The sequence below is a fragment of the Flavobacterium sp. CBA20B-1 genome, assembly GCF_028473145.1.
Classification (GTDB): Bacteria; Bacteroidota; Bacteroidia; order Flavobacteriales; family Flavobacteriaceae; genus Flavobacterium.
Genome location: NZ_CP092370.1, coordinates 923,602 through 946,492 on the forward strand (window position 1 = coordinate 923,602; position 22,891 = coordinate 946,492).

At 36.9% G+C, this 22,891-nt stretch carries 17 protein-coding genes, 2 tRNA genes, 2 rRNA genes and 1 other RNA gene; 6 read left to right on the plus strand and 16 right to left on the minus strand.

Features of this window, described 5'->3' with window-relative positions; genetic code table 11:
- Positions 1 to 6: 6 nt before the first annotated feature.
- The 6 genes from MG290_RS04700 to MG290_RS04725 form a co-directional block, all read right to left on the minus strand.
- Positions 7 to 624, minus strand: a complete 618-nt coding sequence (locus tag MG290_RS04700; protein ID WP_264562728.1) for a WbqC family protein — start codon at positions 622 to 624, stop codon at positions 7 to 9.
- On the minus strand, positions 624 to 2,195 hold the full coding sequence (gene lepB / locus MG290_RS04705; RefSeq protein ID WP_264562729.1) for a signal peptidase I: 1,572 nt from the start codon (positions 2,193 to 2,195) through the stop codon (positions 624 to 626). Before lepB ends, MG290_RS04700 begins: the two co-directional genes overlap by 1 nt.
- Before the next feature lie 221 nt (positions 2,196 to 2,416).
- Positions 2,417 to 3,118 (minus strand): 4-hydroxy-tetrahydrodipicolinate reductase, encoded by a 702-nt coding sequence (dapB, locus tag MG290_RS04710; RefSeq protein ID WP_264562730.1) that lies wholly within the window; start codon positions 3,116 to 3,118, stop codon positions 2,417 to 2,419.
- 35 nt (positions 3,119 to 3,153) lie between these two features.
- Positions 3,154 to 3,651: a DUF5683 domain-containing protein gene (locus MG290_RS04715; protein WP_264562731.1), complete on the minus strand. Its 498-nt coding sequence runs from the start codon at positions 3,649 to 3,651 to the stop codon at positions 3,154 to 3,156.
- Between the two features lie 74 nt (positions 3,652 to 3,725).
- Complete coding sequence (locus tag MG290_RS04720) at positions 3,726 to 4,628, minus strand: ParB/RepB/Spo0J family partition protein (RefSeq protein WP_257498431.1); 903 nt, start codon at positions 4,626 to 4,628, stop codon at positions 3,726 to 3,728.
- A 2-nt stretch (positions 4,629 to 4,630) separates the two neighbouring features.
- Positions 4,631 to 5,401, minus strand: coding sequence for a ParA family protein (locus MG290_RS04725; protein ID WP_264562732.1), 771 nt, complete (start codon positions 5,399 to 5,401; stop codon positions 4,631 to 4,633).
- 232 nt (positions 5,402 to 5,633) lie between these two features.
- Here MG290_RS04725 and MG290_RS04730 point away from each other — a divergent pair, with 232 nt between their 5' ends.
- Positions 5,634 to 6,548: a phosphatase PAP2 family protein gene (locus MG290_RS04730; protein WP_264562733.1), complete on the plus strand. Its 915-nt coding sequence runs from the start codon at positions 5,634 to 5,636 to the stop codon at positions 6,546 to 6,548.
- Positions 6,549 to 6,650: 102 nt separating this feature from the next.
- Here the strand turns inward: MG290_RS04730 and MG290_RS04735 are convergent, their stop codons facing one another.
- From MG290_RS04735 to MG290_RS04755, 5 genes are all read right to left on the minus strand, one after another.
- Positions 6,651 to 7,451: an ABC transporter substrate-binding protein gene (locus MG290_RS04735; protein ID WP_264562734.1), complete on the minus strand. Its 801-nt coding sequence runs from the start codon at positions 7,449 to 7,451 to the stop codon at positions 6,651 to 6,653.
- Position 7,452: 1 nt separating this feature from the next.
- On the minus strand, positions 7,453 to 8,271 hold the full coding sequence (gene pyrF, locus MG290_RS04740) for an orotidine-5'-phosphate decarboxylase (RefSeq protein WP_264562735.1): 819 nt from the start codon (positions 8,269 to 8,271) through the stop codon (positions 7,453 to 7,455).
- Positions 8,272 to 8,446: 175 nt separating this feature from the next.
- Positions 8,447 to 9,520, minus strand: coding sequence for a peptide chain release factor 1 (gene prfA / locus MG290_RS04745; RefSeq protein ID WP_257500739.1), 1,074 nt, complete (start codon positions 9,518 to 9,520; stop codon positions 8,447 to 8,449).
- Between the two features lie 88 nt (positions 9,521 to 9,608).
- Entirely contained in the window at positions 9,609 to 10,127 is a 519-nt protein-coding gene (locus tag MG290_RS04750) for a transposase (RefSeq protein WP_264562736.1), read from the minus strand.
- A gap of 65 nt (positions 10,128 to 10,192) precedes the next feature.
- Entirely contained in the window at positions 10,193 to 12,703 is a 2,511-nt protein-coding gene (locus tag MG290_RS04755; protein WP_272586438.1) for an adenosylcobalamin-dependent ribonucleoside-diphosphate reductase, read from the minus strand.
- Positions 12,704 to 13,362: 659 nt separating this feature from the next.
- Here MG290_RS04755 and MG290_RS04760 point away from each other — a divergent pair.
- From MG290_RS04760 to MG290_RS04770, 3 genes are all read left to right on the plus strand, one after another.
- A complete protein-coding gene (locus MG290_RS04760) occupies positions 13,363 to 14,337 on the plus strand; it encodes a ribonucleotide-diphosphate reductase subunit beta (protein ID WP_264562738.1) in 975 nt (324 codons plus the stop codon).
- Between the two features lie 84 nt (positions 14,338 to 14,421).
- Positions 14,422 to 16,080 carry a ribonucleoside-diphosphate reductase subunit alpha gene (locus MG290_RS04765; RefSeq protein ID WP_264563178.1) on the plus strand — a complete coding sequence of 553 codons (1,659 nt, stop codon included), beginning with the start codon at positions 14,422 to 14,424 and terminating at the stop codon, positions 16,078 to 16,080.
- 15 nt (positions 16,081 to 16,095) lie between these two features.
- Positions 16,096 to 16,485 (plus strand): acyl-CoA thioesterase, encoded by a 390-nt coding sequence (locus MG290_RS04770; RefSeq protein WP_264562739.1) that lies wholly within the window; start codon positions 16,096 to 16,098, stop codon positions 16,483 to 16,485.
- Between the two features lie 71 nt (positions 16,486 to 16,556).
- Here the strand turns inward: MG290_RS04770 and MG290_RS04775 are convergent, their stop codons facing one another.
- Positions 16,557 to 17,627 (minus strand): glutaminyl-peptide cyclotransferase, encoded by a 1,071-nt coding sequence (locus MG290_RS04775; RefSeq protein WP_264562740.1) that lies wholly within the window; start codon positions 17,625 to 17,627, stop codon positions 16,557 to 16,559.
- An 89-nt stretch (positions 17,628 to 17,716) separates the two neighbouring features.
- Here MG290_RS04775 and ffs point away from each other — a divergent pair.
- An RNA gene (ffs, locus tag MG290_RS04780) (signal recognition particle sRNA small type) lies at positions 17,717 to 17,815 on the plus strand.
- An 81-nt stretch (positions 17,816 to 17,896) separates the two neighbouring features.
- Positions 17,897 to 18,277, plus strand: a complete 381-nt coding sequence (locus tag MG290_RS04785) for a hypothetical protein (protein WP_264562741.1) — start codon at positions 17,897 to 17,899, stop codon at positions 18,275 to 18,277.
- Between the two features lie 836 nt (positions 18,278 to 19,113).
- On the opposite strand, the gene rrf is transcribed toward MG290_RS04785, so the two are convergent.
- From rrf to MG290_RS04805, 4 genes are all read right to left on the minus strand, one after another.
- Positions 19,114 to 19,225, minus strand: a 5S ribosomal RNA gene (gene rrf, locus MG290_RS04790).
- Between the two features lie 194 nt (positions 19,226 to 19,419).
- Positions 19,420 to 22,297, minus strand: a 23S ribosomal RNA gene (locus MG290_RS04795).
- Between the two features lie 264 nt (positions 22,298 to 22,561).
- Positions 22,562 to 22,635 (minus strand) — tRNA-Cys (locus MG290_RS04800).
- A gap of 130 nt (positions 22,636 to 22,765) precedes the next feature.
- Positions 22,766 to 22,839, minus strand: a tRNA-Ile gene (locus MG290_RS04805).
- Positions 22,840 to 22,891: the final 52 nt, after the last annotated feature.

Here is a 22,891-nt window from a genome sequence, read left to right on the forward strand (position 1 = left end):
CCAGTTTTATTTCATTAAAGTCTGTTCTTTTAAATAGTCTACTGCGTGTCGGCCTTCGTTAAAAAGCAAATCTAAAATGCTTAAATTGTTTAAAAAACCGTGTTTTTCATTAAAAACCTGTATGTATGAATCAAAAACGTTTTCGTCTTTCTTTCCGTTTGCTAAATGTCTGAAATCGGTTTGCGAAACTTCTTTAAAATATTCTTCGGTTTTTGTGTACGGAAGCTGTATGCCTAAACAATTTGCAACAATTTCATGGATTTCTAAATTCAAATCCATTAAAAAAGAATGCTTCTTTTCGAATATCGGTCGAATGTCATCTTCAAAAAACTCGAAATAAGGCGATGTGCGGTATCCGGCTTCTAACGACTTAAAGTGTTGTTTTTGCCAGTTAAAATCGTTTTCAATTTTCACATCGCGGTATTTTTGATGCAATTGTTCTTTGCTGTGCTTAATGGGTATGTTTAGCAACTGCAAACCATTTGCGCTGTAAATGTACATGCGGTTGCGGTTGGTTTGTTTTTGAAAATGATCATCTGCTTCGAAAACAATATTTTCAGCTTGAAGCATTGCCACATAATGACTTACCGATGCAAAATAAGTTGGATGTATTAAAATATCCATTAATAATTGTATTTTTTTGATTTACGTTTTTTAACGAAACTATACACAATCCATCCTACTAAAAGCACTATGAAGTAAATAAAGAACGAATGTGGTTTGCCTGTTCCGTGAACAGTTGTAAACAAACGCTCCCAACGAATTTTATCGAACAATTTACCCAATGGCACATTAGGATCCATACTCATCCAGATGAAAACGGGTTTTCCTACAATATGATCTGCCGGAACAAAACCCCAATAACGACTGTCTTCTGAATTGTGACGGTTGTCTCCCATCATATAGTAATAGTCTTGTTGAATGGTGTAGGTCGTTGCTGGTTGATCGTTTATAAAGATAGAACCATTTTTTACGTCTAATTTATTGTGTTCGTAATCGGTAATAATGGCTTTATAAAAAGGCAATGTTTCGGTATTTAACTGCACCACTTCGCCTTTTGCCGGAATATGAATCGGACCTAGATTGTCACGAGTCCAAGGTTTTGAATGTGGGAAGATAGCTAATTTATCATTAATATTTAATTCAGATCCATATCGAGTATCTTTTTCTATTTTTACAATTGACGATAGTGTTTTCATATCATTAAAAGCCTCATCAGTCATTGATAATAAAAAGATATTTGGGTTTTGTGGATTTTGACCTCCATCGGTTATCTGATGTTTTTGTATTAAATTGAATAATCCAGTATTGTCCCCATTTGTTTCTACGGTATATGAGTACTGAATCTTCGCACGATCGCCTAAATCTAAAACTTTATCGTTAATATATACAATTCCGTCTTTAATTTGTAAGTTGTCGCCCGGTAAGCCAACGGTTCTTTTAACGTAATTCGATTTTTTATCTAATGGTTTATCGGCTCTTCTTCCTGAACGATCAAAGAATTGATAAACAGTATCAACAGGCCAGTTAAAAACCATAATATCATTGTGGGCGGGTTTTTCAAAACCAGGGAAACGCAACGCCGGTATTTGCGGAAATTTACTGTACGATTTTACTTTCGCAACCGGAATGGTATCGTGTACCATTGGGAAAGCAATGGCTGTTTGCGGAACACGTGCACCATAGTTTACTTTACTCACAAACAAAAAATCGCCCACAAGCAACGTTTTTTCTAATGATGACGTTGGTATCGTAAACGGCTGAATAAAAAAAGTATGTATAATGGTTGCAACAACCACTGCAAACAATATAGAACTCACTGTTTCACCAGCTTCGGTTTTTGGTTTTATGCTGCGATTTGGTATATAGGTAACGTTTTCAAAATAGTTTACATAATACACGTAAAAACCTAAAGTTACAACGCCTAGAATAGTATCTACTGTAGAATTTTTACCAAAACTGCGCAAGGTTTCCACCCACACAACAGGAAACATAATAAGGTTTACAATAGGAATGAACAAAAGAACAACCCACCATTTTGGTCGATTGATTATTTGCATTAAAACCACTGCATTGTAAACAGGAACAGCTGCTTCCCACGCTTTTTTGCCTGCTTTTACATATAATTTCCATGTGCCTAAAAAGTGAATCACTTGAACCGCAAGGAAAAATAAAAACCATTGTGTAAATGTCATAACCTAAATATTTTTTAACGAATATACTTTTTTTTGTAAAATTACTTTTGCTCTGCAACAAAAATAACCAATGTTTTTTTACCACATAGCTTTTTATTACTATTAGCTTTATTAATTAAGGATACATAGATTTGTCTATAGAAAAATTAAACATAGTAGTATTTATAAGATACTTTTTGTTTAAGAATTTTAATAATCTATGTGTCTATGTGGTTAGTGTATTATCCTAAATTCAAAACGTCTTTCATGGTAAAGATGCCTTTTTTGCCCAAAATCCATTCGGCAGCTACCACGGCACCCAAAGCAAAACCTTGGCGTGAAAATGCGGTATGCTTTATTTCAATTTCATCAACCGCTGATTTATAATAAACGCTGTGTGTTCCCGGAACATCTTCTATTCGTTTAGCATCTATATAAATCTGGTTTTCTTTAGCAGAATCCATCGTCCATTGTTCATAATTTGTTTCGGCAATGATTTCTTGTGCCAATGAAATGGCTGTTCCGCTTGGCGCATCTAGTTTTTGAGTATGATGAATTTCTTCCATCGATACCTTGTATTCTTTAATATTCGCCATTAATTTTGCCAAATACGAATTCAGTTCAAAAAACAAATTCACCCCAACGCTGAAATTCGATCCATATAAAAATGCCCCATTTTTTTCTTTGCACAACTGTACCATATCATTGTATTGTTCCAACCAACCCGTAGTGCCAGAAACTACTGGAATGTTATGCTCAAAACAGGTGCTGATATTTTCAGTTGCAGCAGTTGGAATACTGAAATCAATTGCCACATCGGCATGTTCCAAACCACTGTAATCGTTTTCTTCGGTCTTTCTTAAAACTATTTCGTGACCACGTTCCAAGGCAATTTTTTCAATTTCTTTGCCCATTTTTCCGTAGCCTAACAATGCTATTTTCATTTAGTATAGATTTTTTTTTTAACGCATAATGACTATTAGAATCGATAGCTTACATTTACGTTAAAGAGGTGTTGATTAATTAATGGATTGTATTCTAAAACCGGTTTAAAAGTAAGATCTTCATCAACGTTGAATTGTTGCAAATGCGCATCCACATTAGCATCTACAATATTTAAAACATAGAGACCAATTGTAATAAAAAGCGATAAATCGCGGTTTCGTTGTGCATTTCTTTGCACAGCAAGCAATTGCTCTTCGGTATAAGTTCCTACTTTTGGATTATTGGTTTGATCGATGCCTCGCAAGCGTAATTTGTATTCATCGCGCGCCCGATTGTATTTTTTTTGATTGTCTAAGTAAAAATACATACTGGTTCCCAAACCACCATAAACCAACGGAATTTTCCAGTAACTTTTATTATAATATTGTCCCAATCCAGGCAAAATTGCGGAATAAAAAGCTGCTTTAGACGGTGCCAAAGGATCCATTGCTTGTTGATTTAATTGTATTTGCTGGGGTTGCGCGCGAAGCATTTGCAGTGAATCGTTTTGTGCAAAGCCGCAGGTGGCAACTAATCCAAAAACAAGTATATAAAACTTAGAAAACACTATTTTTTTAACAATTTAATGATACGATCCAAGTCTTCTGCCGAATGAAAAGGAACATTTATAGCACCTTTACCACTTGCTGCAATTTTCACATCGACTTTTGCTCCGAAAAAATCGGTAAAGATTTTTCGCTGGGAATCAGAAATCGTGTAAGTGATTTTTTTCTTTGCAGGTGCGCTGTTATTGTTCAACAACCCTTCTTGATAAGCTTTCACCAATGCTTCGGTTTCGCGAACCGATAGATTTTCTTTAATGATTTTATGATAAATGTCGGTTTGGGCTTCGTGATCTTCGATATTGATAATAGCACGACCATGCCCCATAGAAATAAATCCATCGCGAATACCGCTTTGAATGATTGGATCTAATCGCAACAAACGCAAATAATTGGTGATTGTGGAGCGTTTTTTTCCTACACGATCGCTCATTTGCTCTTGTGTTAACTGAATTTCATCAATCAATCGTTGGTACGACATTGCAATTTCAATTGGATCTAGATCGTGGCGTTGAATATTTTCTACCAAAGCCATTACCAATGAATCGTTGTCATTTGCAATGCGGATATAAGCTGGAATGGTTTTTAAGCCTGCCAATTTAGAAGCGCGCAAACGGCGTTCACCTGAAATAAGTTCGTATTTGTTGAATTCTAGTTTGCGAACGGTGATGGGTTGAATCACACCTAATTCTTTAATCGATTTAGATAGTTCGTGTAATGTTTCTTCGTTAAAATTGGTTCTTGGTTGAAATGGGTTTACGGTGATAGCCTCTAATTCCAACTCAATAATATTGCCAACAACTTTGTCTGCATTGGTGTCTTCAACCGATTGAATATCGTTGGCAGGATCTTTTAAAAGAGCCGATAAACCACGACCCAAGGCTTGTTTTTTAACTGCTTTTGCCATAATTAGTTAGTGCTGTTTTTTTGAATAATTTCTTGTGCCAAGCTTAAATAGTTGCTTGCGCCTTTGCTTGCAGCATCATAATTAATAATACTTTCACCAAAAGAAGGAGCTTCGCTTAATTTTACGTTGCGCTGAATTACCGTTTCAAAAACCATATCGTTGAAATGTTTTTGCACTTCGTCCACCACTTGGTTTGATAAACGCAAACGCGAATCATACATCGTTAAAAGTAAACCTTCGATATCTAAATTGGGGTTGTGAATTTTTTGAACACTTTTAATGGTGTTCAGCAATTTACCCAATCCTTCTAAAGCAAAATATTCGCATTGAATAGGAATTACCACCGAATCGGCAGCTGTTAATGCATTTAAAGTGAGCAACCCTAACGAAGGTGCACAGTCTATAATAATATAATCGTATTGATCTTTAATGGAAGCCAATGCTTGTTTCAGCATGTACTCGCGTTTTTCTTTGTCAACTAATTCAATTTCTATAGCTACTAAATCGATATGAGCCGGAATTAAATCAACATTTGGTGCCGAACATTCCAAAGCAGCTTCTTGCGGCGTAACGCTGTGTTCTAAAATTTGATAAGTTCCTGCTTCAACCGACTCTACATCAATTCCTAAACCAGACGTGGCATTTGCCTGCGGGTCGGCATCAATAAGAAGTACTTTTTTTTCCAGCGCACCCAAAGATGCTGCTAAATTAACAGAAGTAGTGGTTTTTCCAACACCACCTTTTTGATTGGCTATAGCAATGATTTTACCCATTTTTTTTTCTACAAAATTTGAAGTGTAAAAATACAATTAATTATCTTAACAAAAAATGCTATTTTTCTTTTATGATTTCTTTTTAAGATGAATTTAGCTAATAGCGCCGTATTGTGTTTAAATTCAATTTATAATAACATACTAAAAATCATCTATTCACGTTAATTTAACATTTATAAGCTATACCGATTCGTTTCAAATAGTTTCCTTTATATATTTGCATCTTTTAAAAATGAACATGTATCTAAAAAGATTATTTTTTATTGTATTTTTTGTGGGTGGAACATGCACTTATTCACAAACCGACTCATTGACTACTGAAACATTTGATTTTGAAGCACCGCTAACCGATACCCTGCAAATAGCAACAAGTTCTGCGGATTCCATACATTCTATTGCTCCTAAAACTCCAGATATTATCCGCATTTCAGATGCTTTTTTATACACGTTGTCATCACCCATTCGCTGGCAGAAAAACGATTTAGCCACTTTGGGAGTTGCTTTGGGAGGAACAATGCTTTTAAGCTTGGCCGATAAACCTATGAATGAATTTATGTTCAGAGATCAAGGTGCTTTTGCAAACAAATTGGGCAATTTTGGATACCACAACGGAAAGCCTTATGCTTCGGTTATTGTGGCCGGTGGATTTTATGCAACAGGTTGGATTATTAATGATGAATGGACAAAAGAAACCGCTGCCATATTAACTTCGGCTTATGCAACATCGGGTGTATTGCAGTCGGCAATGAAAAAAATTGTGGGCAGAGCTAGGCCAACAGAGGGTTTAGGAAACTATTCTTTTAGGCCTTTTAAAAACGATCCGGGTTTCAGTTCGTTTCCATCGGGACATTCGCAAATTGCTTTTGTAACTGCGATAGTTTTGGCCGAAAGAGTGGATCAAACATGGTTAAAAGGAATTTTTTATACAACTGCAACGATAACTATGGCAAGCAGAATGTATGCCAATGCTCATTGGTTAAGCGATGTAGCTTTCGGCGGAATTCTGGCTTATTTTTGTACTAAAACGGTTATTAAACGTTTTGAACAAACCAAATACCAAAACCCTTGGGAAAAATTTAAAAAGAAAAACATCACTTGGAATTTTTCTCTATCAGGTAACGGAGTTGGGGTGATTGGGACTTTTTAGGGGGGTATTAATTACATTATTGCATTTATTAGTTGAATTCAAGTGAATATAACAAATCAAACAAAAAGACACCTTAATAATTTGGTATCCAAACATTTTTTATTATGCGATACGGTTTTGTAAGGCTTTAAAATATTGAAAAGCTTTAAACAAACGTGTGCCATACCAGGAAAACATTTCACCATCAACGAATATGGTTTTTGCGTGATGTGTGGCTCTTCCAATTTCAAATGCATGCTCTTCTTTAAAAGGGTAAGGTTCTGAGGAAAGCAAAACCAATTCTGGATCGCCTTGAATACGCATTTTTCTTATTTCTACTTCAGGGTATCGCCCCTCAAATTGTTCATAAATATTTTCAAATTTGTTAAGTTTCAGCATTTCGTTTATAAATGTTTCGCTTCCTGCCGCCATATAAGGTTCGCGCCAAATTAAATACGCCGCTTTTTGCCCGTTTTTTTCCTCCATAAAATGCACAAAATCATCATGGGCAAACTGTATTTTTTCTATCCACTTTTTGGCATCGGTAGTTCGTTTAAAAAGTTGTCCAAAATCGTTAATTGTTTTCAATGTATCATCAACTGTTACAATATCGGTTACAAAAACAGGGCAAATTTCTTTTAAGCTATTTACTATTTCCAATGTATTTTCTTCTTTATTGGCAATGATTACATCAGGATTTAGTGCTTTTATTTTTTCGATATGTACTTTTTTTGTTCCGCCCACATTTATTTTTACCGATTTTAAATGATATGGGTGCACACAGAACTTCGTTATTCCAATAATTTGGTCTTCTAAACCCAATTCATACAAGGTTTCGGTGATTGATGGCACTAATGAAATGATTCGTTTTGGAGTTTCTTCAAAGTGGTGAATGGTTCCTAAATCGTCGGTTATTGTAATCATTTTAGTTTTGTTCTAAAATTATTTCCATGGCTTTTTGCAATTTCAATGCTTCGGTTCGGGCTGCTTCGGCAAAATCTTGTTGATTTGATGCATAAATGATTCCGCGCGATGAATTGATTAACAAACCAACTTGTTTGTTCATTCCAAATTTGCACACATCTACTAAACTTCCGCCTTGTGCACCTACTCCGGGAACCAATAAAAATGAATCGGGAACAATGTTACGGATTTCCTTAAAATATTCTGCTTTGGTAGCGCCCACAACATACATTAAATTTTCGCTGTTTTTATAGTTTTTGGATGTTTCTAATATGGTTTGATACAATGGTTTCTCGTTTATTTCTTTGGTTTGGAAATCAAATGCACCTTCGTTCGATGTTAATGCCAGCAAAATGGTATGTTTGTTTTCAAATGCCAAAAAAGGCTCTACGGAATCTTTGCCCATGTAGGGAGCAACGGTAACTGAATCGAAGTTTAAGTCTTCTAGAAATGCTTTGGCATACATGGTGGAAGTGTTGCCAATATCGCCACGTTTTGCATCGGCTATGGTGAAAATATCTGGATAGTTTTCGTTGATGTAGTTGATTGTTTTTTCTAACGATTGCCAACCTTTTAATCCGTAGGCTTCATAGAAAGCGGTGTTGGGTTTATAGGATACACACAAATCATGGGTGGCATCGATGATGGCTTTGTTGAATTCGAAAATGGGATCGTCGGTGGCTAATAAATGATGTGGAATTTTGGTTAAATCTACATCTAAACCAATACAAAGGAATGACTTTTTTTGCTGAATTTGCTCGTAAAGTTGTTTTGTTGTCATTTTATTGAAACTTTAAAAATAGGCAAAATGTTTGGTTTTAGCCCCGATTGAGTGGATTAGCCTTTGTGGAACAAAGCTATGAACGAAAGCGGGACGATGTGAAAAAAAATGCCTAATGTTTATGCTTTATAATAGAAAAAAAGCCCCTTTGATAGAGGCTTACAAATATAGTAAATTAAAATACTTCTGATTCTTTTAACTTTTCGGTGTTTGCTACAAGTTGTAGTTCATCGATAACTTTTTGAATGTTTCCGTTCATCACACCGTCTAAATCGTAGATGGTTAAACCGATACGGTGGTCGGTAACACGACCTTGCGGATAGTTGTAGGTGCGAATTTTAGCGGAACGGTCGCCTGATGATACTTGTGAATTACGCTTTTTCGCATCTTCTTCTTGCTTTTTGGCTAATTCCATTTCGTATAAACGAGAGCGCAAAACGGTTAAGGCTTTGTCTTTGTTTTTGTGTTGCGATTTCTCGTCTTGGCATTGTGCCACCAAACCTGTAGGAATGTGGGTCATACGAACAGCTGATTTTGTGGTATTTACCGACTGACCTCCGGGACCAGATGAACAAAAGAAATCGATACGCACATCGTTCATATCAATTTGTACATCGAATTCTTCGGCTTCGGGTAGAACCATAACCGTAGCTGCAGATGTGTGCACACGGCCTTGGGTTTCGGTTTGCGGCACACGTTGCACACGGTGAACGCCTGCTTCGAACTTTAAGGTTCCGTAAACGTCTTCGCCGGTTACTTCGAAAATAACCTCTTTGAAACCGCCAGATGTTCCTTCGTTTAAATCTACAACCGATGTTCTCCAGCCTTTGTTTTCGCAATATTTGGTGTACATGCGGAATAAATCGCCGGCAAAGATAGATGCTTCATCACCTCCTGTTCCTGCACGGATTTCAACCATTACGTTTTTAGCGTCTTCCGGATCTTTTGGAATCAGCATAAACTTGATTTCTTCTTCTAGTTCGGGTAAGCGTGTTTGGGCTTCGTCTAACTGCATTTTTGCCATTTCAACCATTTCTGCATCGCTGCCATCGGCAATGATTTCTTTGGCTTCGTCGATATTTCCAACTACGTTTATATATTCCTCGCGTTTTTCAACCAAGGCTTTTAAGTCTTTGTATTCTTTGTTTAATTGTACATAACGTTTTTGATCGGCGATAACATCTGGCTGAATAATCAAGTCAGAAACCTCATCATAACGTTGTTTTACATATTGTAAACGATCTAACATCATAAATTGAACATTTTCAGTTTGCAAATTTACGAAAAAAGCCAATGCAAAAGGCATTGATTTTATGAAATATTATGCGAAATTTCTGTTAATTCCATCTAACTTTTAAATCGCGAAATTCAAAATTTGAATTAAAGCCGTTTACTGCATATTTCTTAGTTTTAGAAACTGCTTTAAATTTTAGAAGTTTTAAGAAAAGAGGTTTGTTTTTTATATCATTGAACGAAAATGTTAGTTTCAATGGTACATTTTGTGACAATTCTGTATTGGCACTGCTTGATTTTATGAAATCTACTTTGTATTCATTTCCTTCTAAATCAATTATTGAAAAATCTTTTAAATACAAGCTTAAATATTCGGTTTTAGTTGCTACTAAAAACGTGATTTGTATGTTTTTATCTTTAGCGTTTCCTTTAATATCTGTAATTTGAAAAAGCAAATTGTCTTTTTCAACTTCTACGATTGGCTTATTGATATCGAGTATCTTCTTTATATATTGGTTTTCGGTTGTTAAAGTTGCATTTTCTAATTTGAAAGCATCACATTCTTTTTGTGCATAAATATTTAAGCCTAAAAAGAGGGTAATAAGTAGTAAACATTTTTTCATGATTTTTGTTTTAAATATACAAAAAAAGGAACTATAAAGCTCCTTTCTTTTTTATTATTGAATGATTACCCACATTTAGAAGATCCGCAATCTTTACAGGTTAAACAGCCTTCTTGATACATTAAGTTGGTGGAATTACAGTTGCTGCATTTCTGTCCGTTGGCTTCGGTTCCGTCTGGCACAAAGCGTTTTAATGCGCGTGCCACTCCGTTTTTCCAGGTGTTGATTGATTCGTTATCTAACTGTAATGAGTTGATTAAATCTACTACGTTTTCAATTTTCATTCCGTGGCGTAAGGTACCCGAAATTAATTTTGCATAGTTCCAGAAAACAGGGTCAAATCGATACGATAATCCTTCAATTGTTGTTTTATAACCACGTTGGTTTACATATTGAAAATCATATCGAGAGTTTCCGTTTTCATCGCGGTTTTTAATAATAAACCCATTGTTTACCCATCGCGGAATTAAGATTCCATCTTCATCATCGGCTAAACCGGTGAAAATTTCGTAGGGATGGTTGTCTATTTTACCAATAAATGCAATCCATTTTTCTTTGTTGTTTTGAAAACGAACTACATCTGCTTCTAAAATTTGTGGACGTTTTGTTGGGAACGAAACTTCGTTTTCTGCTAGCGTTTCGGTTTTCTTTTCTTCTTTTTTGTCGTTTGAAATCAATACACCTGAACGAGAACCGTCGCGATATACAGTTACCCCTTTACAACCTACTTCCCAAGCTTTCATATACAATTGACCTACCAATTCTTCGGTTACATCATTTGGCACATTAATGGTTACAGAAATAGAGTGATCTACCCATTTTTGAATAGCACCTTGCATTTCCACTTTACTAATATAATCTACATCGTTTGAAGTGGCTTTGTAATAAGGTGATTTTTCAATTAAAACGTTGATTTCTTCTTGTGTGTAATTTTTATCGGTATCTATACCGTTTACTTCCATCCACATTTTAAATTTATGGTGAAAAACCACATATTCTTCCCAAGAATCTCCTACTTCATCTACAAAATCAACTCGAACATCTTTATCGTTTGGATTTACTTTTCTACGGCGTTTATAAACAGGCAAGAAAACCGGCTCGATACCCGATGTGGTTTGCGACAAAATTGATGTGGAACCTGTTGGCGCAATGGTTAATAAGGCAATATTTCTACGTCCGTATTCTTGCATATCGTTATACAATTCCGGGTCGTTTTCTTTAATACGCAGCGCAAATGGGTTGTTTAATTCGCGTTTTGCGTCGTAAATTGCAAAAGCACCACGCTCTTTCGCCATTTCTACTGATGAACGATATGCTGCTAAAGCCAATGTTTTATGTAGGTTTACAGAGAATTCGTTTCCTTCTTTAGAACCATAGCGAATACCTAATGCAGCCAACATATCGCCTTCTGCGGTAATTCCAACTCCTGTTCTGCGACCTTCTTCTGCTTTTTTGCGAATTTCAATCCACAAATTTCTTTCAATGCGTTTTACTTCTGCTTCTTCTGGATCTTCGTCGATTTTTTCAATGATAGCATCGATTTTTTCTAATTCTAAATCAATAATATCATCCATCATTCGCTGTGCAATTGCTACGTGTTTTTTGAACAATTCAAAATCGAAATAAGCATCGGCAGTAAACGGATTTACCACATACGAGAACAAATTAATTGCCAACAAACGACATGAATCGTAAGCACACAAAGGAATTTCACCACATGGATTTGTTGATAATGTTTTGTAACCTAAATCGGCATAACAATCTGGTAATGATTCGTTGATGATGGTGTCCCAGAACAAAATTCCTGGTTCGGCAGATTTCCATGCGTTGTGAACGATTTTTTTCCACAATTCTGCAGCATTCAATTCTTTAGAAAACTTTGGATTTTGTGAGAAAATCGGGTATTTTTGGGTATAAACTTCATTGTTCTGAACGGCTTTCATAAAAGCATCGTCAATTCGAACCGAAACATTTGCACCAGTTACTTTTCCTTGTTCTAGTTTTGCATCAATAAAACCTTCTGCATCGGGATGATTCACCGATACCGAAAGCATTAATGCTCCACGGCGACCGTCTTGGGCTACTTCGCGGGTTGAGTTGGAAAAACGCTCCATAAACGGAACCAAACCTGTAGATGTTAAAGCAGAGTTTTTTACTGGAGAACCTTTTGGACGAATGTGAGACAAATCATGCCCTACTCCACCGCGACGCTTCATTAGTTGTACTTGCTCTTGATCAATTTTCATAATACCACCATACGAATCGCTTTGCCCATTGTTTCCAATCACGAAACAGTTTGATAAGGAAGCTATTTGAAACGGATTTCCAATACCCGTCATTGGACTTCCTTGCGGAATGATATAGGTAAAATTCTTAATTAATTCAAAAACTTGTTCTTCGCTCATTGGGTTGGCATATTTTGCTTCTACACGAGCAATTTCTGATGCAATACGGCGATGCATATCATCAGGTGTTTTTTCATAGATATTCCCCTGCGAATCTTTCAATGCATATTTGTTCACAAAAACAGTTGCTGCCAATACATCGCCCTTAAAGTATGCTGTTGAAGCTTTTATTGCTTCTTCATTGGTGTACGTTTTTTTTTGCCTCTAAAACGTCTGGTGCTAATTCCATAGTATATTTTTTAAATTTTTCTCTCTGTTTAATATCTTCAAAAACAAGGAAGTAAAACCTATCTTTACATCAATTGTTCGAACCATAAAAATACAAACTTTTATATTACAAAATTAAAATAATTAAAAAAAAGATAAAAAGTTATCAACAACTGTTTATTATTCAAAAAATATAAAAGTTATCAAAAAAAACAACCCAACAAACTATATATCAATATACTAACAAAAATAAAAATTAAAAAAGTTTACAAATTTTGAAAACAAAAATTAAACATAAATTTTCATAATTGAAAACCATTGCTAATCAAACAACTAACAATATTAACAAAAATTGTTCATAACTTAATGGTTAAAAAACATACAAAATAGCTTTTAATAAAGTATTTTTGGCATAACTATTTTTACAATTTATAGAGAATCAAGTGGAAACCTTGAACTGTTGCGCAACTGTAAATAAGTAGTAATACTTGTGAGTCAGACCTCTCGTAAAAATACAGCGTTGCTTTTCGCACCTAAAAGTAAATGGCTAGAACTCTTTCTTTTTATATGGACGTTTTCTATAAAATTTACTTCTTTATTGTTCCATATAAAAATTAAAAGTTATGAGTATTTTTTCTAAACGTGTTAATTACAAACCATTTGAATATCCAGAGATTTTAGAGTTTACCAATGCGATTAACAAATCGTTTTGGGTGCATTCCGAAGTAGATTTTACTGCCGATGTTCAAGATTTCCACTCACATTTATCGCCTATCGAGCAAGAAATTGTGAAGCGCAGTTTGCTGGCAATTGCCCAGATCGAAGTAAATGTAAAAACGTTTTGGGGCAATTTATACACCCATTTGCCAAAGCCTGAATTTAATGGTTTGGGAAGCACGTTTGCCGAGTGCGAATTTCGTCATTCTGAAGCTTATTCTCGTTTGTTAGAGGTTTTGGGCTACAACAATGCTTTTGAAAACGTGGTACAAATTCCGGTGATTAAAAAACGTATTGATTATTTATCAAATGCTTTAAAACACTCCAAAGCAGAAGACAAGAAAGATTACTTAAAATCACTGATTTTATTTACTATTTTAATTGAAAATGTATCGCTTTTTAGTCAATTTGCCATTATTTTATCGTTTACACGCTTTAAAGGTGCCATGAAAAATGTAAGTAATATTATTGCATGGACATCTGTTGACGAGCAAATTCATGCAAATGCCGGGATTTATATCATCAATAAAATAAAAGAAGAATTTCCCGATTATTTTGACGTTGCTACGGTTGAAGAAATCAATCAAATTGTAAAAGAATCAATCGAAATCGAAAGTGAAATTCTAGATTGGATTTTTGAATTTGGCGAATTAGAAACCATTTCTAAAAAGAATTTATTGAATTTTATGAAGTTTCGTTTAGATGAAAGCATGGTAAAAATTGGTTTAAAGAAATTGTTTTTTGTGAGCGATGACGCTTACCAGCCCATGATTTGGTTTGAAGAGGAAATTTTTGCAAACAGTTTAGACGATTTCTTTGCAAAACGTCCGGTTGATTATACCAAACACGATAAAAGTATTACTGCCGACGATTTATTTTAAAGCAGCAGCAAACAATTATATTACACACATCAATTGATTCACCGATTAAGAAAGTTAAATCTTGGATAGATCGAACATTTAAAAATAAAATCAACTATGGAAAGACTATGGTGGCTTAACGAAGAAAGCGAGCAAATATTAAACCGCGGATACCTTTTAAAAGGCGAAACTCCGCAAAAAGCCATTGAGCGCGTTGCCAATGCCGCAGCAAAACAATTATACAAACCCGAATTGGCCGAAGCTTTCATTGAAATGATTGAAAAAGGTTGGATGAGTTTATCCTCACCTATCTGGGCAAATATGGGAACCGAACGCGGTTTACCCATTTCGTGTTTCAATGTGTATGTTCCTGATAATATCGAGGGAATTACCCACAAATTAGGCGAAGTGATTATGCAAACCAAGATTGGTGGCGGTACAAGTGGCTATTTTGGTGAATTGCGCGAACGCGGAAGTGCCGTTACCGATAACGGCAAAAGTAGTGGTGCGGTAAGCTTTATGAAATTGTTCGATACTGCGATGGATACCATTTCGCAAGGCGGTGTGCGCCGTGGTGCTTTTGCTGCTTATTTGGATATTGATCACGACGATATTAAAGAATTTTTAGATATAAAAAACATCGGAAATCCCATCCAGAATCTATTTACAGGTGTTTGCGTACCCGATTATTGGATGCAAGACATGATTGATGGCGACAAAGAAAAACGAGAAGTTTGGGCGAAAGTTTTAGAAAGCCGCCAGCAAAAAGGATTGCCTTATATTTTCTTTACAGACAACGTGAACCGAAACAAACCAGAGGTGTATAAAGACAAAGAAATGCCAATTTATGCAAGTAACCTTTGTTCTGAAATTGCATTGCCTTCATCAAAAGAAGAGTCGTTTGTTTGCTGCTTATCATCAATGAATTTAGAGTTGTATGATGAATGGAAAGATACCGAAGCGGTTAAATTGGCAACTTACTTTTTAGATGCAGTAATCAGTGAATTTACTGCAAAAACCGAAGGAAATTATTACTTAAAATCGGCGCATAATTTCGCTAAAAATCATCGTGCTTTAGGTTTAGGTGTTATGGGATGGCATTCGTATCTACAAAAAAACATGATTTCGTTTGAAAGTTTAGAAGCTAAAATGCTTACCAATCAAATTTTCAAAGAAATAGAAGACAAAGCATTAAAAGCGTCTCAAGATTTAGCTCGAATTTACGGTGAACCATCCGTATTAAAAGGATACGGGCGTAGAAACACTACCTTACTTGCAATTGCACCTACAACATCTTCATCGGCCATTTTAGGACAAACATCTCCTGGAATTGAACCTTTTAGCAGCAATTATTACAAAGCAGGTTTGGCAAAAGGAAACTTTATGCGCAAAAACAAATATTTGAAAGCACTCTTAGAAGAAAAAGGTCTTGACACCGAAGAAACTTGGAGAAGCATTATGTTAAACCACGGAAGCGTGCAACATCTACCAGAGCTGAATCAAGAGGAAAAAGATGTTTTTAAAACGTTTAAAGAAATCAGTCAGTACGAAATTATTTTGCAGGCATCTATCCGTCAAAAATACATTGATCAAGCACAAAGCTTAAACATCAATATTCCGTCAAACCTTCCTGTGAAAGAAGTAAATAGATTGTTAATAGAAGCTTGGAAATTAGGTGTTAAAACATTGTATTATCAACGCAGCCAGAGTGTATCAAAAGAATTTGTAAATAATTTAGTTACTTGTACAAGTTGCGAAGCATAAAAACAATCCTTAAAAATGACAATAGAACAACGAATTAAGAACAGCGAAACCCGTATTTTTAAAGCGGTTTTCCCAAATACAACCAATCATTACGACACGCTGTTTGGCGGAACCGCCATGCACATGATGGACGAAGTTGCTTTTATTACCGCAACCCGTTTTTCTAGACAAATGATGGTAACGGTTTCATCTGATAAAATCGATTTTACCAAACCCATTCCGGCAGGAACCATTGTTGAATTGATTGGAAAAGTTACCAAAGTTGGCAATAAAAGCTTAAAGGTTTCGGTTGAAATTTACATCGAAGAAATGTACACCGATATACGCTATTTAGCAATAAACGGCGAATTTACATTTGTTGCCTTAGATAAAGACAAAAACCCAACGAAAGTTATTAAGGATTAAACTTTCTATTAAAAAAACCGCTTAAATTCTCTAATTTAGGCGGTTTTTTTATTTAAGTACTAATATTTTGTTTACTTATTAATTCTAATCTCAAACATTTTATCCCAATTCTTTCCCGTTACAAAGAAAGTTCCCGTTTTCTTATTGTAGGCGATACCATTTAAAACATCTAAATCTGGATGGTGCGTAACTTTATTTTTTAAATCGCTTAAATCAACCACTCCGGTTACACTTCCGTTTGTGGGGTTAAAAATTCCAATAGCATCTTGTGTGTAAAAGTTGGCATATATTTCACCATTAACCCATTCTAATTCATTCACATTTGCAACAGTGCCGTTAGGAATAGATACCACAAAATAATCTACCAGAGAAAAATCTTCGGGATTTACTTTATACACCCGATCACTACCATCAGTCATGTACAAGTAAGTGCCATCGTTGGTTAAGCCCCAACCGTCTGTATTTTTAAAATATGGTAAGGTTTTTTCTTTCTGAAGCGATTCTACGTTATACACATACGCTTCCATATTTTTATACGTTAATTGATAAATTTTGTTGTTAAGCACGGTTGCTCCTTCACCAAAAATCGCATCATCTAATTCATTAATTTTCAAAACCTCACCGGTTTTAGGATTCACTTTGCGAATACTTGACTTTCCTTTAGTTCGCGTGCCAATTCCTTCACCATTTCCGGTACTTTCAATTAAAACATCGCCATAAAACTCTAACCCTTGCGTATATGCTTTTATATCATGCGGATAGGTATTCACGATGGTGTATGATAAAACAGTAGGTTGCACATCAGAAAAAAGAGCAATAGAAGCCATTGCTTCAGCTGACACTCCTTTAGTATAGGCAATTGCCTTAATATGTTGCATACCATATTTTTCATTTGCCAAATTATAGTCCAACGCATTATTTCCCTTCACTGAACCAATTTGCTTATCATTTAAAAAATATTGCACAGAATCAATAGTTGAAGCATCTGTAAGCTGTAAAGCCAAGCTTTCATTCAAGGAATAAGTTTGTTTTAATTTGGTTGTATCAATGGTAACGGCTTTTTTTTCTTCATTTTTTTCTTTATCACAAGCCAAAACAAGTAATGATAACGATAAGAATGCTAAGTATTTACACTTTTTCATGATTGATTTTAATTAGTAATACAATTATACGACCCTTTTTTTATTAAACAAAAGACTTGCTAAAATATAATTTGTTTGTATATTTGCAGTGGCAAGTCCTACACGACCAGCTCCTGCAGACTCCTCCAGGGTGGGAACACAGCAAAGGTATGCGGTTGTAGCGGTGCGATGTAGGTCGCTTGCCTTTTTTGTATCAACCTATTGGTTGATTTTTTTTTTGGAATGAAGTTTGATATGTTGTTTTAAAAAACGATTTAGTATCAGGCTCTATGAACCGTATGTACCCTCTATTCTTTATTTTAATTGGATACACTCTCCAGGCACAAGAAGTAAATAATTTACCTCTGAAAGAAATTCCCGCCAAATATATCACCTTTTATTATCAAGCAAAGTCTATTTTCAGAAAATCATTTGTGGTGATTGATTATGGGCAAATTCCAAGTAATGTCAGAACAAAAAACCAATTAAATTCTCTTGCAATATTAAAAGAAAACAATATAGATATGGAATTTAATTCTGAAATAGATGTGCTGAATTTTTTGGCTAAAAATGGCTTTAAACTTATTGAATCTTATCAGCCAATAGAAACAGAGGCTGATGATGAACTAAATGCTTATAACAGAAAATTTCTACTGGAAAATATGAATTGAAAATCTAGTTCACGCCTATTTTTTTTGCTTTAAGAGATAGACTCTATGTATGATGCGAAATAACATACGCATTAATTCTGTAAATATCAGCATAAATCCACACTAAATAAAATTTTAAAAGGGTGAAGTCATAGTAAATCACTAAATCTGTGGCTAGTTTATTTAAGATTATTGCCAGATGTTTTTCTTGGGCAATCCCTTCCACTAACGTTTCAGGTCGGGCTTTCCGCCGTCGCTTTTGTTTTTTGCAAAAACAAAGAGCTCCAACAAGGCTGCAATCCCTATTGCGGGGTGTTTGATGTGGCATGTTAGGTGTTGGGTGTTGGGTGTTGGGTGTTTGAAATTGATATTTGATATTGATGTTTGATATTATTGTTTGATGATTATAAAAATTTGTAGTTAAAGGTTTCAAGTTTCAAGTTCTCTTAAATCAATTGCCTCGAACTTTAGTTCAATGATTATGATGTAAATTTACAATTGGCTTTAGCCACATTTTATGTATAGTGTATAATGTAAATTGTATTGCTGTACATTTTAGAAAAGAAATTAGTGTAAATCTATAAATATGTGGTTAAACTAAATTCTACAAAACAATAAAAAGCCTTTTAAGCTGGTGTTAATAAAAACAGGTGGCAACCCGATCCGCCGAGGCGGAGAATTGCGCCGCACCACCCGAGCGAAGCGAACGGTACGTAGTAAATATCAAAAAAAGAAAGCCTATCTTGAAAAAGACAGGCTTTACTAAAAAAAGGCGGCGACCCGATCCGCCGAGGCGGAGAATTGCGCCGCACCTATAACAAAAAAGAGGATTACTAAAATAGTAATCCTCTCTTAAAAAAAGGCGGCGACATACTCTCCCACATGAAGATGCAGTACCATCTGCGCTATCGGGCTTAACTTCTCTGTTCGGAATGGGAAGAGGTGAGCCCCGATGCTATAACCACCTTAAATCTTTGTTTAAGGTTTAAAGTTTTTTTTGTTTTAGGTTTTAACCTTGAACGTTAAACTTTGAACTTTAAACGCCACGCCAATGGCGGGCTAATATTGTTAACATATTTTCGATACTTTTTTTTGTAGATATTCCAGTCTTAATACTTAATACTAAAATCTTAATACTATTCTTTACAAAGCAACTTCCAGAGCACATAAGCATACGGGCTATTAGTACTACTCGACTATGACATTACTGCCTTTACATCTATAGCCTATCAACGTTGTCATCTCCAACGACCCTTTAAAGAAATCTCATCTTGTGGTGGGTTTCGCGCTTATATGCTTTCAGCGCTTATCCCTTCCCAACGTAGCTACTCAGCGATGCACCTGGCGGCACAACTGATACACCAGAGGTTGGTCCAATTCGGTCCTCTCGTACTAGAATCAGATCCACTCAAATTTCTAACGCCCACAGTAGATAGAGACCGAACTGTCTCACGACGTTCTGAACCCAGCTCGCGTGCCACTTTAATGGGCGAACAGCCCAACCCTTGGGACCTTCTCCAGCCCCAGGATGTGACGAGCCGACATCGAGGTGCCAAACCCCCCCGTCGATATGAGCTCTTGGGGGAGATCAGCCTGTTATCCCCGGCGTACCTTTTATCCTTTGAGCGATGGCCCTTCCATGCGGAACCACCGGATCACTATGCTCTACTTTCGTACCTGATCGACTTGTAGGTCTCTCAGTCAAGCTCCCTTTTGCCATTGCACTCTACGCACGGTTACCAAGCGTGCTGAGGGAACCTTTAGAAGCCTCCGTTACTCTTTTGGAGGCGACCACCCCAGTCAAACTACCCACCAAGCAATGTCCCCCGCATAGCGGGGTTAGATCTCAGATAAGCAAAGGGTGGTATTTCAACAATGACTCCACAACGCCTAGCGACGCCGCTTCATAGTCTCCCACCTATCCTACACATCACTTATCCAAGAACAATACTAAGCTATAGTAAAGGTGCACAGGGTCTTTTCGTCCCACTGCGGGTAATCGGCATCTTCACCGATACTACAATTTCACCGAGCTCATGGCTGAGACAGTGTCCAGATCGTTACACCATTCGTGCAGGTCGGAACTTACCCGACAAGGAATTTCGCTACCTTAGGACCGTTATAGTTACGGCCGCCGTTTACTGGGGCTTCAATTCAATGCTTCTCCGAAGATAACATCTCCTCTTAACCTTCCAGCACCGGGCAGGTGTCAGGCCCTATACGTCATCTTACGATTTAGCAGAGCCCTGTGTTTTTGATAAACAGTCGCCTGGACCTTTTCACTGCGGCCCCCGCCGAGGCGGGGGCGACCTTTCTCCCGAAGTTACAGGTCTATTTTGCCTAATTCCTTAGCCATGAATCTCTCGAGCACCTGAGGATACTCTCCTCGACCACCTGTGTCGGTTTGCGGTACGGGTTGTAATAATCTAAGTTTAGAAGCTTTTCTTGACAGCCTTTAGGTACACTATCTCTTTGCCCGAAGGCTCCGAGTACTATCGCATTTCTCCATCCTCTACGCATTTTACTATAAAGGATATAGGTACGTGCTTTAACGAACTATTCCGTCAGTTCGCGGTACTTTCACCACTGCGTCACTCCATCACAACTATTACAAGTACGGGAATATTAACCCGTTGGCCATCGACGTCCCCCTTCGGGTGTGCCTTAGGTCCCGACTAACCCACAGCTGATTAGCATAGCTGTGGAAACCTTGGTCTTACGGTGTGCGGGTTTCTCGCCCGCATTATCGTTACTTATGCCTACATTTTCTTTTCTAAACAGTCCAGCAATTCTCACAAATCACCTTCTACCCAGTTTAGAATGCTCCCCTACCACTGTACATTGTACAATCCATAGCTTCGGTAGTATGCTTATGCCCGATTATTATCCATGCTCGATCGCTCGACTAGTGAGCTGTTACGCACTCTTTAAATGAATGGCTGCTTCCAAGCCAACATCCTAGCTGTCGGGGCAATCAAACCGCGTTTTTTCAACTTAGCATACATTTGGGGACCTTAGCTGATGGTCTGGGTTCTTTCCCTCTCGGACATGGACCTTAGCACCCATGCCCTCACTGATGAAAATCATTTAATAGCATTCGGAGTTTGTCAGGAATTGGTAGGCGGTGAAGCCCCCGCATCCAATCAGTAGCTCTACCTCTATTAAACTTTTTCAGCGCTGCACCTAAATGCATTTCGGGGAGTACGAGCTATTTCCGAGTTTGATTGGCCTTTCACCCCTACCCACAGGTCATCCGAAGACTTTTCAACGTCAACCGGTTCGGTCCTCCATTTGGTGTTACCCAAACTTCAACCTGCCCATGGGTAGATCACACGGTTTCGCGTCTACCATTACTGACTCATGCGCCCTATTCAGACTCGCTTTCGCTTCGGCTGCGTAACTTAATTACTTAACCTTGCCAGCAACGGTAACTCGTAGGCTCATTATGCAAAAGGCACGCCGTCACCCAACGAATGGGCTCCGACCGCTTGTAGGCGTATGGTTTCAGGTTCTATTTCACTCCGTTATTCACGGTTCTTTTCACCTTTCCCTCACGGTACTGGTTCACTATCGGTCTCTCAGGAGTATTTAGTCTTAGCGGATGGTCCCGCCGGATTCAATCAAGGTTTCACGTGCCCCGACCTACTCAGGATACCACTATGTATTACATCGCTTACCAATACGGGACTATCACCCTCTGCGGTTCATCTTTCCAGATGATTCTTATTCGCTTTGCATACAATATCGTGGTCCTACAACCCCAAAATTGCCGTAACAACTTTGGTTTGGACTTTTCCGCGTTCGCTCGCCACTACTTACGGAATCACTTTTGTTTTCTTCTCCTCCGCCTACTTAGATGTTTCAGTTCAGCGGGTTTGCTCATCTATCGATGTGACATGTCTTCAACATGCCGGGTTGCCCCATTCGGATATCTACGGATCAATTCGTGTGTGCCGATCCCCGTAGCTTTTCGCAGCTTATCACGTCCTTCTTCGCCTCTGAGAGCCTAGGCATTCCCCATACGCCCTTATTTTGCTTATTGTGCTCTATTTTTTTTGTTTCATGTTTCTTTTTTTAAGGTTTCAAGTTAAACTTGTTACTTTAAAAAAATTTATGACACAAAAAATGTGCTTTATATTATTTTCAACACCAGTTAAAACTGATGCCTATTGAAAATTTTTTAAATATTTCTACTTTTTAAATGTATCTCAATATGTCAATGAACTTTTTTTAGTATTAAGATTTTTGTATTAAGTATTAAGACTTAGTCTTGATACTTGATACTATCATCTTGATACTATCTCGTGGAGAATAAGGGAGTCGAACCCTTCACCTTCCCGCCTGTAGCGGGACGTTCTAGCCAGCTGAGCTAATCCCCCAATTTTTCTAATTACGAATCTGTTAATTACGAATTACGAATTGTGGATTCTTAACTTCTAGAATTTCCTTGTGAATAAATAGTGTACAGATCTTTTGACTTTCGAACTTTTGACTTTCGACTGCAAAAAGTAGTCCCGGGCAGACTCGAACTGCCGACCCCTACATTATCAGTGTAGTACTCTAACCAGCTGAGCTACGAGACTCTGTATTTTTTATTCTGCTTTTTTTTTGAACCAACAGTTAAAGAGTAAAAGA

Bases quoted from the DNA above. Each gene is read 5' to 3' on its own strand.
- MG290_RS04700 (WP_264562728.1), bottom strand. From the start codon at position 624: ATGGATATTTTAATACATCCAACTTATTTTGCATCGGTAAGTCATTAT.
- lepB (WP_264562729.1), bottom strand. From the start codon at position 2,195: ATGACATTTACACAATGGTTTTTATTTTTCCTTGCGGTTCAAGTGATT.
- dapB (WP_264562730.1), bottom strand. From the start codon at position 3,118: ATGAAAATAGCATTGTTAGGCTACGGAAAAATGGGCAAAGAAATTGAA.
- MG290_RS04715 (WP_264562731.1), bottom strand. From the start codon at position 3,651: ATGCTTCGCGCGCAACCCCAGCAAATACAATTAAATCAACAAGCAATG.
- MG290_RS04720 (WP_257498431.1), bottom strand. From the start codon at position 4,628: ATGGCAAAAGCAGTTAAAAAACAAGCCTTGGGTCGTGGTTTATCGGCT.
- MG290_RS04725 (WP_264562732.1), bottom strand. From the start codon at position 5,401: ATGGGTAAAATCATTGCTATAGCCAATCAAAAAGGTGGTGTTGGAAAA.
- MG290_RS04730 (WP_264562733.1), top strand. From the start codon at position 5,634: ATGAACATGTATCTAAAAAGATTATTTTTTATTGTATTTTTTGTGGGT.
- MG290_RS04735 (WP_264562734.1), bottom strand. From the start codon at position 7,451: ATGATTACAATAACCGACGATTTAGGAACCATTCACCACTTTGAAGAA.
- pyrF (WP_264562735.1), bottom strand. From the start codon at position 8,271: ATGACAACAAAACAACTTTACGAGCAAATTCAGCAAAAAAAGTCATTC.
- prfA (WP_257500739.1), bottom strand. From the start codon at position 9,520: ATGTTAGATCGTTTACAATATGTAAAACAACGTTATGATGAGGTTTCT.
- MG290_RS04750 (WP_264562736.1), bottom strand. From the start codon at position 10,127: ATGAAAAAATGTTTACTACTTATTACCCTCTTTTTAGGCTTAAATATT.
- MG290_RS04760 (WP_264562738.1), top strand. From the start codon at position 13,363: ATGAGTATTTTTTCTAAACGTGTTAATTACAAACCATTTGAATATCCA.
- MG290_RS04770 (WP_264562739.1), top strand. From the start codon at position 16,096: ATGACAATAGAACAACGAATTAAGAACAGCGAAACCCGTATTTTTAAA.
- MG290_RS04775 (WP_264562740.1), bottom strand. From the start codon at position 17,627: ATGAAAAAGTGTAAATACTTAGCATTCTTATCGTTATCATTACTTGTT.
- MG290_RS04785 (WP_264562741.1), top strand. From the start codon at position 17,897: ATGAACCGTATGTACCCTCTATTCTTTATTTTAATTGGATACACTCTC.